This is a genomic window from Pseudomonas sp. SJZ103 (assembly GCF_007828335.1).
Taxonomy (GTDB): Bacteria; Pseudomonadota; Gammaproteobacteria; order Pseudomonadales; family Pseudomonadaceae; genus Aquipseudomonas.
The window spans coordinates 1-14,140 of sequence record NZ_VIUN01000026.1; the positions used below are offsets into that span (position 1 = coordinate 1).

The 14,140-nt window shown below is 63.3% G+C and carries 2 protein-coding genes; both read right to left on the bottom strand.

The features are described 5' to 3' along the window. Positions 1 to 380: 380 nt before the first annotated feature. On the bottom strand, positions 381 to 12,662 hold the full coding sequence (locus FBY10_RS30790; RefSeq protein WP_145338720.1) for a filamentous haemagglutinin family protein: 12,282 nt from the start codon (positions 12,660 to 12,662) through the stop codon (positions 381 to 383). 205 nt (positions 12,663 to 12,867) lie between these two features. Continuing rightward, on the bottom strand, positions 12,868 to 14,052 hold the full coding sequence (locus FBY10_RS30795; RefSeq protein WP_145338721.1) for a substrate-binding domain-containing protein: 1,185 nt from the start codon (positions 14,050 to 14,052) through the stop codon (positions 12,868 to 12,870). Positions 14,053 to 14,140 lie beyond the last annotated feature (88 nt).

Consider the following 14,140-nt stretch of genomic DNA (forward strand, 5'->3'; position numbering starts at 1 on the left):
AGCCGGAGTGAGGGCACACCGAGCCTAGGCGAGGTGCCGAGTGTTGGGGCGAAGCGTTTTTGGTTACTTTTGGCGCTCTTCCAAAAGTGACCCGCTGTAAGAGCGGAACCCTAAGTCGCCGTTACCGCAGCAACGGATATGTACTCATTCCAACCCCAGCAAATGGTCGGCCCAGAGGCCGCCATCAGGAGCAAGCCCCCTCCCACATTTCACTCCCAGGGCACCCGTTAGAGAGTCGTCGGCTCCCGAGCCTCCACAGTTTTAACCGAGTCCCCCCCAATACCGCTCGGCTATAAGCTCGCCACCCTTCTGCTTCCGCCAAAAAAATGGGGCGATCACTGATCGCCCCGAACGGTACATCGAGAGGTCCTTCTAAAGTTCTACAAACTGATCTGCTTACGCTCCTCATCCGTCAACCGCGCCCGCGCCTGTTCACTCAGCGGCCCCGCGCCCAGCACCTGCACCGGGCTGTTGGGGTTGTAGCTGGAGTTTTTCTGCTGCGGCTCCGGATCGCGCGGCAACGGCTCGCTGCCCAGGCTCAACACCTCCACGGTCATGATTGACGGCCGGCCCTGTTTGGCCGCCGCCTGCTGGCTGCGCGCCGCGTCTTCTGCGGCCTGGGACGCCGCCGCCCCCGCCGCGCTGGCTGAACTCATGGCACCAGTGTTGACCGTGGCCGACACCGGCACCCCGGACGACTTGCCCTGGGTCTGGATATTCGCCGCGTTCACCACCCGCAAGGCGGCGATGTTGACGTTACCCGACACCCGAATCCCCGCCTCCCCCGCATCGATGGTGCCCAACGGTGCGATCAGGTCGATGTCCCCCGCCGGCACTTCCGGGATCGGGTTGAGCGTGGCGATCCCCGCACCGGTACTCGGCACCGACGGCGACAGGCTCACGTTGCCCCAGTTGTCATAGACGCGCTTGGGCGGCGTGTACACCACGGTGGTCTTGGAGCCTCGCCCGGCGTTGATGTCGCCCTCGCTGGTCCAGGCCATGATCGAGCCGCCGAAGGTGGTCATGATGCGGCTCTGGCCGAGCAGGATGCTGCCCAGGGAGTACAGCTGGATATCTCCGGCGCCCTGGGTGATCACCCCAGCCGTGGACGGCGGTGCGGCGCCTTCGATGCCGAACGTCTGGCGGCCACCCGGCGTGAGCATCTGGATCGAGCCACCGAAGTTGGTGTGCACGCCCGCGCCTCCGAACATTGTGATGTCGCCTTTGTAGGTGATCGGGTTGCCGGCCACGTCGGTCTCGGGGAACAACCGGGCAATCGCAGCACGACCACGCACATAGCTGCCCTGGCGCACACTGCCGTCCTGGTTGTACTCACGGCCGGCGGCCTTGAGTTCGGCGAAGTACACGTCGCGGGCGAAGATCCGTTGTTGTTCGGCGGGCAGTGCGGCGTAGTAGGTACGGGCCTGTTCGCTGTCGCCAGCAAAGCCGAAGCGTTCGGTGAGCCAGGTAACCAGCTCGTTTTCGTAAGTCTTGGCCACCTTGGCGCCTTGCAGGGATTCCCCCGGTTGCGCCAGGTTGGCGGGGTTCAGGTAGGCCTCGACGAAGCGGCGGTAATCCGGACCATTGGGGCCCATGCCGGCTTGCATGACGATGCTTGCGCCAGGGCGGCTGTCGCCCGCCGCCACAGCACCCAGGCTGTTCACGGCGACTTTGTCTTCCATCTGAATGTTGCGCCCCGCCGTCAGTTCCAGGGTGCCGGGGCCGGCAACGTTGAAGCTGCTGTAGAGGATGTCGCGGCCGGCGCTGGCGATGGAGATATCGGTGGGGCTGTTGTGTACGAACAGGTTGCCGATGAAGGTGTATTGCCCCGTGTCCGTGACACCACCGCTGGCACCACTCAAGCGCGTGCCGCTGCCGACAATATCGCGCCCGGCCTGCATCCACACCGAGCCTGCGCCTTCGTAAAAGGTTTGCCCGAGCCGAGCGTCACTTGCCCCCGTGATCGTGAGGGCACGCCCACTGTTGACGCCCAGCAGGTCCCCGCTCAGCGCATAGAAACGCGCGGGCTCCAGGGCATCACCCCAAGCCATGCTGGCGGTGTTGGGGCCAAAGGCAAACAGTGGAGACACCGTCAAGGTGGCAAGGTTGCCATCGCTGGAAAGATTGCCACTGCCCACTATTGCCGTTTTTTGATCAGTCAGGAAACCGGCGAAGGCCGGACGCAGAATAGTCGCCAGGCTATCGGGTGCTGCACTGGAGCGGCTGATCGTCAGATCGCCGCCGGAGATCGAATCACCGGCCAGCAATTCCAGTTGCCCATTGGACGAAGGTGCGAGTACCAGCGCCCTGAGCGGCTGCACGTCGCCAGGATTACTGGTCGAGGCGCTGCCGTAATAGAGACTGCCGTTAGCGGCAACCGCGCGCAATGTCGCGGGATAGACCGCCGCCATATCGGTTTCCAGGGTCTGGGTCAGGGGCGTGAGGTTGCCCCCGGCAGAGAACAGGTCCACTGCTGTGCGGTCGGTCCACAGGCTGAACCAGCTTTGCCCAATCCCGTTGACCCCCTTATTGACGAAGCTCAAGGCGTTCATCTGCGGCGCGCGCCCAGGGTCGGCGACATCCTGCAACACCAGGTCGCCACGGGTGGACAGGCTGAAAGTGGCGTCGCCCGGCAACAGGCTCAAACCTCCCGCAGCAAAGGCCGAAGTGGCGCGCAACGGATCGTAGGCGCGTACCTCACTGGGACTCTGGTTTTTGAGTTGATTGCCATACCGCAGCGTCAGACTGCCCAGGGCGCCGCCGGTCAATTGCACGTGCCCACGCAGGTTCACCAGCGCACCATTGAGGTGCTCTGCAAAGGTCTGGCTGGCGGGGTTAACCGCTCCGCCGACCCGCAGGTTCAGATCACCGCCACCCGTCAGTTGTACACTGCCATCGGCCCCGACCCGACCGGTGCTGCCGACTGCCAGTACCAGGCCTTGGCTGCGGCGATTGACGTTCAGAGCTGCTGACGAGACAGGGCTGATAAGTCCTGCATCGCCCCCCACATCAACATTCAGGTTGCCGCCTCCCAGGGTGCCAAACCCGGTGAACCCGACCATCTGGTCCGAACGGTCGGTGGCGACGTAGGAACCAAAATTGATCCACCAGGCGGTGGCTTGCGCCTGGCTCCCACTGAGCCCATTGCCCTGACGCCACAGCCAGTTGCCGACGTTGGCTGAATCCTGGCCCTGGTCGCTGGGTACCGGACGACCAACGCCATTCTGCGCCGGGCTGGTGATATTGCCCGTCAGGTCGCCGCCCACTTTAAGTAGCAAGTTGCCGCCCGTATCCGGGTACCAGGCACGGTACAGGCTGCCGGTGTCTGCGTTGACCAGCTTTTCGTTGCCCCCGGCGTTAGCCAATACCTTGCCATTGCTGCCCAGGGCTCGCTTGAGGTTATACGGATCGTTGGGCGAGGTGCCGGTGGACGAGCTGCCTGCCGTGTATACGCCGAACAGCGACTCCATGCTCAGGTTGCCGGCGGCCAGCAGGTCAAGGTCTGCAGCGCCGGTGCGGATTACGCTGAAGCGAGTGCTGCCGCCCACCAGCAGCGTGTAGGCCTCACCACTGATAACGCAGTATTCCGGGAGGTCGTCACATACGCCTGGGTATTGTATTGCATCGAAATCAACCGGTTGGCCTACCATGCTGTCATCGCCGAACCACCCCATGGAGCCCTCCTCGGTCCAGACCTGGGCTCCTTTCCCGAACGTCCCATAGTGACTGTCCGCCAATCGCAGATTGCCGCTTACCGGATGCGGTTGCAGCAGGCGACTGTCGGCTGCCTCAGTGTCGGCCCCCGCAACCAGGCGAATCGACCACGACTGCGCACCCTCCTCCAGCATGGGAGCAATTGCCCAGTTTTTGCCCGGATGGCCGGCGTCACGCAACGTCACCGACTCCACGCCGCCCGGCAGCTTCACGTCTGTCCCCGACGGCAACAGGGCGCCCCGGGGCAGCGCTTGGCTGGCGGTCAGCGTCACCTTGGTGGCCAATGGCACGCCCTTGGGCCAGATCAAGCCGTCGACACTGGCTGACGTGCTCAACAGGCTGCCGGCATCCAGGACACTGCCGATGGCGAGGGTCTGGCTCTGAGTCAGCAACGTGCCCGCCGCGAACAGCACATTGCCCGAGGCATCCCGAACAGCCGCCGCCAACACCGTACCCGCCGGGAGTACCAACGGTTGTTTGAGCGTAGCCGCGACGGGCAATCGGGTGCCCGGCGGCAGAAACAGGGGGTTGGTCAGTACATCGAAATTAAGCGCAGCGCCCGCGGGGAACACGGTGCCCACCTCCAGGGTCACGCCGCTGCCCGGCACCACCACCGTGCCGCCGGTGTAGTCGATACCGGCGCGCAGCACCCAGCCACTGTCATCGTCGGTGGGCGGTGGCGTGGCAAAGCCGTCGTTGATGCTGCCATAGATATTCAGGTCGCCACCGGCGCGCAGGGTCAGGCTGCCGGACTCGGTCTTGGCCGTTGATTTGAGGCTGGCGTAGCGATAGCCGGAGAGGTCCAGATCGCCCTGCACTACAAGGTCGCCATCCGGGGTTTTGCTGATGATCTCTACGCCGGGGCGCAGGTGGAACACATCACCGTAAGTTGCGTTGTTCAAGCCGGCGAGCTTCTGCAGCAAGTTGCTGTTAACACGCGCGGCGTTGATGAAATCCGTATTTGCTGGATCGACGACTTTCGTGAGGTAGTCCTGATCAATCACTTGGTACGGGCGCCCATTGGGCGTTTTATCGGTGTTGGTCGGGGCATCGTCGTAGGTTCTCATGCCGTTGAGCGCAATCGAACGCGCGCCTTGGATAGTCAACTGCCCACTGGCGTCAATGACGATGTCATTGCCGCCCACGCGCGGCGCGTTGAGTTCCAGCGTGCCACGGCTGCGCCCGTCATTGCCGGTCGCGGCCTCGGTGCCATGGCGCAGGTCGATGCGCGCGCCGTTGGCCAGTGTCAACTGGCCCTGGCCTGAGCTGAGGACCACGATGGCGCGGTTAGGCGAATCGATGATCTTGCCGTAGCTGTCCACGCGCAATTGTGTGCCATGGGCGTCCAGCACGGCGCTGCCGTCGAGGGTCAGGCCCTGCTTGGCGGCCAGGTTTATGCTGCCCACGCGCTCGCCGCTGGCATCCACCAGGCCGGTCACGCGCAGGCTGCCATTGTCGATCGAGACGTTGACGCTGTTGGCCTTGACGTCATTGCCGATGGTCAGGTCGCCCTGCTTGAGCTGGAAGCTACGCGCACCGTAAACCTGGCCTTGGTTGAGGCGTTGGTTGAGCGCTGCGAACTGGTCGCTGAGGGTACCGCTGCCGCCCAGGCGCTGGGCCTGGATCTCCACCGCACCCGCGAGGTATGGCACCCGCGTGCCACCGGCATCGTAGTCACCGCTGCTGCCGGCGATGATCTTGCCTGCCAGGTCGACGATCCCCGCAGCGCCGTCCACCGCCACCGCGCGCAACTTGCCCGCCTGGTTGTGCTGCGCCGACAGGTCGATGGTCGAACCGGCGGCCTGCTGCACATTGCCGGCACGGCTCTCCAGCAAAACCTCGCCGCCTGCGCTGTATTTGGTCAAGTCATTGAAGGCAATGGCCCGGCCGGACACATCAATCGAGGCGGCATCGGTCAATACCACGTCGCCCCGCGCGCCCAAGGTGACCTTGCCGCTGGGCAGTACCACGGCAGTGGCCAGGCGAAGGCTATCGCCTTGCAATGACAATTCGCCGCCGATGCCGTCCACCTTGCCTACTGCGCCAGCCGAGGCGCTGACATCAATCGCGCCACCGGCGGTAATACGGTTGACCGAACCGGCCTCACCGGTCATCAGCGGCGTGAGGATATTCAGGTTGCCGCCGCTGTAGGCAAAGCCCTTGATCGCATCAAACGCGCCCTGGCTCTGGTACACCGAGAGGCTACCCTTGTGGTTGGCGGTGATGCGCTCACTGGCATTGAGGTTGACGTTGGCAAAGCCCAGGGCGAGGCGGTCGAAGGTCTTGGTCGTGCTCGGCTGGGCAAAATCCCCATAGCCGAATTCGATACGCTCGGCATTGATGTCCAGGCGCCCGCTGCCGCTGCCGGCACCGCCGGTCACCGCCGCCACAGGCGGCGCGACGGCACCTTGCCAGATCAGGTTGGCGGTGTGGATAGTCGCCACGTCGTTCAAGCCGCCAGAGCCGTAGATCGCCGGCGTGGACAGCATCAGGTTGCTCAGCAACGACTTGCCGGTCACGGCGTCATAAGTGTCCAGGGTGGTGGTGCCGTAGAAGTTAAAGCTGTCACGCGCCGACAGTTGCAGGGTTTCCAGCGCCGGGGCGCCGAATTGGGTGTCACCGCGCAGCAGGCGTTCCAGCACTTGCTGGTTGAGGGTCATGCCCACCGGCAGGCGATTGTTGGCGGCTGCATCGGCCAGGGCTTCGGGGCTGCCGACGTTGATGCTGGACACACCCAGGTTCAGGTGGCGGGTGCCATAGCGCACCTCATCGCCCATCTGCAGGGAGCTGTCGGTCAAGGCAACGATGCTGCCTTCGGAATACAGGGCTGTCTGGCCGCTGCAGGGCGCGCTGTTGCACACGCCTAACTGGATGCCCCCACTGATGACTTCGCCCAATGACGGCGCGGCGACTACGTTGAGCAAACCGTTGGACACCGCCAGCACATTGCTCAGGTTGTAGATAAAACCGTCACGTGCGTCGTAGCTGGCCTTGCCCTGGCCTATCGTGTTGATCGAGGCGCCTTGTTCGAGCGTAATTTTTCCGGTGGAGGTCAACAGTAATACCTCCGGTGCCGCCAGTTTCGCGCCGTCGCGCAGGATCATGGAACTGGTGATACTGCTGGGGAGGTTGATGTAGTTGCCACCCTGGCCGTACGTGACATAGGTCACTCCACCGATCAGCAGGCGAGCCGCGCCCATTGCATTCAGGCTGTCCGCATCCACCGTAATGCCTTTGAAATTGGCGGTAGCCGCGTTGCCTGCCGCGACAATTTCGATGTCCATTCCCAAGCTGCCCTTTTCTTCGTTTATCAGCGATACGGTACCGCCGTAACCGCCATCAGCGGCCTCGAAGCGGCCGATCCCCTGGAACGAAAAGGCATCCGCACCTGCGCCTGGCCGCAGGGCCAGTTGCAGGGTCTTGGCATCCACCGGCAGCAGTGCCCGAGGTACACCAAGCCTGGTGGCGTCGGCCACGGCGAACTGTGCGTAGCCGGTTTCGTTGTATTGGGAGTAACGACGCAACATATCGGCCGACGTGAGAATCACCTGACTGGCCGTACTGTTGCTGATACCGGTATTGGCGATGGACAAGCGCCCTGCCGTGGCCCATGAGCCATTACGCAACGCCTGGGTCGCACCGTCGGCGCCCATCCCGGCCAGGCCGTTGATCTCGAGCCGGAAAGCCCCAGGCATCAACGCATAGGTGGACGGCATCAGGGTATAGGTGCCGGCCGACAGGCCCGGCACGCCGGCGCCGATTGTGATCTGCTGGCCGATCAACGGATCGACCGCGCCACCTTCCGGCGCCACCGGTGCATAGCCCGGTTGCACGCCCGGCACAATCGCATAGATCGGGTTGGTGCTCAGACCCGGCAGTACAAACCCGCCGTTCGCACCGAACTGTACCAGTGGGTTGTAACGTGCATCGGTAGAGCCCCCGCGCCCGGAAGTAAATCCGGCGCCGAGCAGTTCGCCACCGCCGGACAGATCCACCGTCGCCTGCGGCAGCACCGTCAACTGCTGGCCACCGAGAATCACCCCAACGTTCAGGCTGCCCGCACTGTTGCCGCCACCCTGGCCGATAAACGTCACTGTCTTGCCGTTGTACTTGTAGATCTGGCCATCCACGGTACCGCCGTAAGGCAATACCAAGCCCTTGCCACTCACCGAAGTGATGCTGCCCGGCAGCAGTTGCACGTTGGTAGAGCCCAGGTTGCCAATCTCGATCAGCCCCAGGGGCGCACGCACCACGCCGCCCTGCTTGATGGTGGGCCCGCCCAATTGCAGACGACCAAAGGCCGAGTAAGGCATGGCGGCATTGCTGTCACCGGTGCGTGCGATGGTCAGGGTGCGTGTCGGATCGTAATTGAAGCCTGTGCCATTGCTGGCAGCATTATTCACATAGCCCGCCAGTACCCGGGCGCCGACTTCAGTCGCCGGGTACAACTGCGCCGCACGCAGGGTCATGTCACCACTGGTCACTAATTGCGTGCTGATGCCCTGGGCAATCACATCTGCCCCCGCCCCCGCCAGGAAGCGCAAGTCGCCCTGGCTGGTCAGTTGCACATCATCAAACCCACGCCGTTCAAGACTGGCCTGGCTGTTGTCGGGCCGCAACAGATAGCTCTTGTTGCCGAACACCACATTGCCACGCACGTCGATCAGGTTGGCGTTGGCGTTGAACTGCGCCGTGGTGGCCAGCACCGATGGATTGGGCAAAACCGGCACTGCACGGGTATAGGCCTCCTTGCCGGTTTCTGCGGGTGCGAGCAGGCCGGCCAACAACAGGTATGGCGCCGACAGGTTGACCCGCGAACTGGCCGCCGCGTTTTCACTGAGGTTATAGCTGCCACCGTACAGGCGCAGGCTCTGGCCCATGCTCAACGACACATCACCGTCAAAACTCAGCAAGCCGTTGCTGAGCAGCGCAAGATTGTCAAAGCCGCCGGCGGTGACCTGGTCCACCCCGAGATGGCCATGGCCGTATTCCAGGCTGGCGTTCGGGCTGGTTTGATGGGTCTGGCTGAGCACCAGTTCACGCACTTTGAGCACACTGTCGTTGACGCCGGCCTTGAGGTAATACGGGCTTTCCAGCGCAAGGGCCAAGCTGCCGCCCGCCGCCCCCGCCCCGCCCGCACGGGCAACGAAGCTGCCGTCCAGGTACAGGCCGTTGTTCGACGCAAAGCTGATACTGCCGCCATTGCTGGACACCGGCACACGGCCCTGACCGGGCACGTCGAGCATCGCCTGGGCACCGGACGCGTCCAGGCGCGCGCCCTCACGGACCACCACAAACACATCGCCGGCACTGGCAATCCCGGTGGTCAGGTTGATATCGCCGCCAATGCTGATCTTGCCGCCATTGAGGACCTGACCGTACACGTTGCCCCGATTGCTCACCGCCGTGACCGCTCGCGATGCAACGTCGATCAACGCATCTTCGCCCACCCAGATCGAGCGGTCATGGCCAGCGGCGATCGGCTGTTCCCAGGCCTTTGGTGACACACTCAGTCCGCCCAGGCTGACACTGCCGCCCCAGGCATTCAGGCTGCCGTTCAGGGTCAACTGACCAACGCTGCGCAGGTTGATGCCCTGGCCGGGGTCGACATTGATCACCGCACCCTGGCCCACGGTCAGAGCGGTGCTCGCCAGTTGTGCGGCGGTGGAATCCTTGGAGCCGGCCGTCAACGTGAGGCTGGCACCGCGACGCTGGGTCAGCACGCCTTGGGTCGGGTTTTCCTGGTAGAGCGCCGGCGTCCAGCGCTCCAAGGCCGTGGCGGGGTCGCTGCCACTTGGCGCGGCCAGCGTCTGCTCGCCCAAACGGTAGACCGGCGTAGTGACATCCACCTGAGTGCCATTCGTGACGAGCAGGCCTTCGTTGCCGGTAATGTCATAGGCCGAGAAGCCCTTGTTGAAGAAATCGCCCGACAGTTGCACGGTACCGACGTCGGGCGCGGTGGCGCTCTCGCCGATCTGTACCTTGAGCGCCTGCAACGCCAGGGTGCCGCCGCCATTGACGCCATAGCCGCGAATCTCGCCGTCCAGCACCAAGGAGCCGAGCGCGCCCAAGGTCACGTCACCGCCCTTGCCGCCGGTGAGCTTGCCATCCACGCCGAGGGTGGCCCCGGAAGACGCATCCACCACACTGCCGGCCGCCAGGCTCACGTTGCCGGTGCCGCGCAGCGATACCTTGCCGCCGTTCACATACGCCACGCCTTCGCGGTTGTTCGGGTCCAGCATCAGGTTGTTCCAACGCCCGGTGGCGTCCAGCTTGACGCCTTCGGCCACATTGACCCGCCCGCTGCCCGCGAGGATCACATCGTCGAGCGCATTGCCGGAATTGAGATTGACCTGATTGAGGATGTTACCCGAGTTGATGGTGCCGCCATGGGCCGTGAGGTTGGCGTTGATGTTGACCACAGGCCCGAACAGGGTGATCTCGCCGCCGTCCGCCACATTGAGCGCACCCTTGACGGTGATCTGCTGCGTGACACCTGCTTTGATCTGCTGCGTGACGCCGACTTTGATCGCCCCCAGTTGATAGCCATTGAGCTGATCACTGTCGAGCACCATCTTGCCCTGGCGATCCGCCGGCAATGCGGTGGTGAGGTCCAGGCCATCGGCGATTTTCTGCGTGTTGCGGTCAATCAATACTTCATCGGCAGTGCCGGTCAGCGCATAACGCAGGGTGCCGGTGGTCTTGTTGTAGACCGGCGTGTACCCGCCAATGATCAACTGCGCGCGCTGGGCCATGGCCTTCTGGGATTGCTGGTAACCGTCGAGGTTGATGTTCGGCGCCTGGGTCTGGCGATCGCCCTGGAACACATCACTGATCACCTGGCCTTCCAGCACCGCGCTGGTGGTGCCGACCACCAGCTTGCCCGCATCGCGGCCCACCGTGTAACCGCTCTCGAAACGGCGTTGTTTGGCGATCATAGGGTTGTAGTAGTAATCGGTCTGGCCCCAGCGCTTGCTGGTGTCTTCATAACCCTTGTAGAACCCGGAATAGAGAATGTCCCCCGGCGCGTTGGACAGCTCATACAGGCGCCCGTCCGGGCCCTTGAGCCAGGTCTGCTGGATATACCCGGCCTGCACATCCACGGTGCCGCCCGAGAGGTTGATCTGCGCGCCCTTTTGAGTCACCACATCCTTGCCGGTAAACGTCACGGTGCCGCCCTGGGCCATCCACTCACCCACCGAGTGGCCCTGGGTGCCAAGGTAACCACCGACTTCCAGCAGGCCGCCGGCGGTGTACCAGCGATCCGTTGCATAGCCGTTGGTGCCTGCGGGCACAAACACCAGATCGCGCAGGTCGACCCACACATCGTTGTTGATCAGCTTCCCGTCTTCACGGTTGACCGGCGCGTCACGCTGCTCGTTCCCCTGTACGTTGATCTTGATGTTGTTGGACTCCATCGACACCTTGACGCCGACAGCCCCGGATACATCAATCATCGCCCCATCGCGCACCAGACTACGCCCGGCGGCACTGACCGCGACCTGCCCACCGGTGGCCAGGGCGATCGAGCCTTTCTGGAAATCCACGGTGCCGCCGCTTACGATCTCGATGCGCGACTGGTCGGTACGGTCGGCCACCGCACTGAGGTTGTTGAACTGCCCGGTGATCAAGTTGGCGGGCATGCCGTCGAGCTTGATCAGGCCATTGCTTTGCTGGCTGTTCAGCGCAGTGCTGCCACTGCTGTCCAACAGGATCGAAGTGGTACTGCCCTCGCCCAGGGTCACACTGCCGGTGGTGTCGGTGGCGGAATTGAGCAAGTGGATCGTGCCACGGGTGTCCACCGACGTGCTGGCCAGGGCCACGCCATTTTGCTGCACCTGGTGCCCGGTCAGGGTGATGTCCCCGGTGGACGCCATGATCAGGCCGTTGTTGCTGACCTTGCCGGCGCTGCTGCCAGCCTTGAGGCTGGTGGCGACTTCATTGCCGCGCGTGGTGGAGCGGTCGTTGCCAGTGGTACCGACACCCTTGCGGATGTAGAAGCTGTCGCCGGCAGCCAGGGTGGTCTGGCCCTTGGCGGTGCTGATAGTACCGGCGTTGTCCACTTCCGAACCCAGCAGCAAGGCATAGCCGCCCGCATCCGTCGAAGTGGCCGGGTTGTGGGTCTGGATCAGCGCACCGCGCTGCACCTCGACCTTGCCTGCCGCGTCGGTGAAGGTCGGCTGGGTGCCGTTACCATCCACGTAAATACCGCTCTGGGTGAACTGCTGGTCGGTGATGTTCGCAGCGGCAGCAACGAGGTTGCGTACGTTGACCTGGCTGGTGCTACTGAAGACCACGCCGTTGCGGTTCACGATCATCACCGTGCCGGCGCCATTGATCTGGCCCTGGATCTCACTGGGCCGTGCATTCGGGTCGTTGACGCGGTTGAGCACCGCCCAACTGGACTGCTGCTGGAAATCCACCGTGGTGTTGCGCCCGACGTTAAACGTCTCCCAGTTGAGAATCGCCTTGTCGGCGGTCTGCTCGATACTCACCGTGGTCTTGCCACCGGACTGGGTTTGGGTCGGGCCCTTGGCGTTGGTCCAGCCCTGGGTCAGGCTGTTATCCACCTGCAGGCCGCCTTTGCCGAGGCCATCGGGAATCGTCGAGACCTGGCCGAACGCCGCCTGGCGTCCCGCCGCTTGCGCTGCCTGCTGCGCCGCAATCGCCGCGACGCTGGTGTTCAAGGTGCTGATGGAGCGCGCCAACTGCTGGTTGACCCGTGCCTGCTGGTTCAGCGAAGGAACCCCCGGCACCTGCCCGGCACTGATCCGCGCCGCCGTCGCCGCCTGGCTCGCACCTTTCTCGGCAAACCAACTGGAACTGAACGCCGTAGCCGCATGGGCATTGCCCGCCACCATCAACAACGCAATGGCCTGGGCCAGGGGCTTGAGGCGCAGCACAGTTTCTTGGGCTTTCAGGTTTACCGGTGATTTGCAGCGGACCATCGGGGATCTTCCTTCTTTGTTATCACGCAGGGAGCAAGACAGGCTCACGTATGAGGGTTAGGCGGTTGGCGAGAGACGGGACTGAACTTCTGTCATGCAAAGTTCATATAGGGCTGTTAACGGGTCGAAAAACCGCACAAACGCAAAAATCAGCAACGGCACAGGCCGTTGCTGATCAGATGGTGCAGGTCGTTGAAAGCGTGGGTTACAGCGGACGACCGATACCGTTGCAGACGTTGGTGTTGCCGATGCTCAGGGCGTTGCTCGCGGTCAGGAAGCTGGCGCGAACGGTGGCTTTCCAAGCGGTTGGCAGCGGAACGAAAGCGTTGGCGGTGATGGCTGCATCGTTGTTGTTGGAGGCGCCGTAGTGCTTGGTGAAGAAATCACGCACTTGGCTGGTCTGGGTGGCATCGGCGTAGCACTGGCTGAAGATCAGGTTGGTAAAGCCCAGGATCGGGTAGCCTGTGGTTGGGTAAGGTTGCACACCGGCGGTGTTGTCTGGGCCGAAGACTGGAACCCAGGCGTCCGGGTTGGAACGATCAGCGGCAGCCGGTACCGGTACTGCGCCGATGGCGGCAGACACGTTGGCGGCGGCTGGCGAAACGCCCTGGGTGTTGGTGGCGACGTTTTTGCCCACGCGAGCCACTTTGGTAGCGTCGTCCAGGCCGGCCAATGTAGGGGCGGCGAAGTCCGGGCTCATGTAGGTGATGCGGCCATCGCCGGCGGCCAGGGCAGTCATTACACCTTGGCTGCCAGTAGCAGCAACGGCGCCGGCAGGCAAGCCACCGGAGAAGCTGGTGCCGAAGGTGGTGGTGACGGCGAAGTTGCCTGTTTCTGCGTTGCACTTGGCATTCAGGAAACGGGTGAACAGCTCAGTGGTGCCGCTGCTTTCGCTGCGATAAACCACAACGATCGGACCGGTACGGCCAGAACCGGAAATCCCGTCCCAGGTCTTGATACGGCCCGAGAACACGCCGCACAACTCTTGAACGCTCAGGTCTACAGCGGCGGAACCGCTTTTATTGAAAGGAATGGCAACCGAAGTCCCCACCGATGGCACCTGGATCAACTTACCCCAGGTCGGTTGCTTGGCAGACGCGTAGGTCGACAACTCAGTGGCGCTCAGCTTGGAGTCGCTGCCCGCCCAGTGCACGTTCTTGTTCGTCACGCCAGCCTGGAACTTGGTGTAGTCATTGTTCAGGAAGGCTGCCTTGCCGTTACCGCTGCCGACACCGATGTACTGGGCGAAACCGGTGGTGAGTACGCCGGAGGTCTGGTACAGCGCTTGTGGCAGGGTGGCACCACCGCCGTTGATGTCAGCCACTGCAGCCTGTGCCGAGCACAGTGCAGCGAGGGTCATGGATACCGCGAGAACGTTGCGCTTAAACATGAAGAATCTCCTTTCGTCGTGTTTGTACGTTTGGGGTAGATGGCTCTTGCATGACGCCATGGCTTCGGTCCCAAGCCATGTTGCGGGG

Bases quoted from the DNA above. Each gene is read 5' to 3' on its own strand.
- FBY10_RS30795 (WP_145338721.1), bottom strand. From the start codon at position 14,052: ATGTTTAAGCGCAACGTTCTCGCGGTATCCATGACCCTCGCTGCACTG.
- FBY10_RS30790 (WP_145338720.1), bottom strand. From the start codon at position 12,662: ATGGTCCGCTGCAAATCACCGGTAAACCTGAAAGCCCAAGAAACTGTG.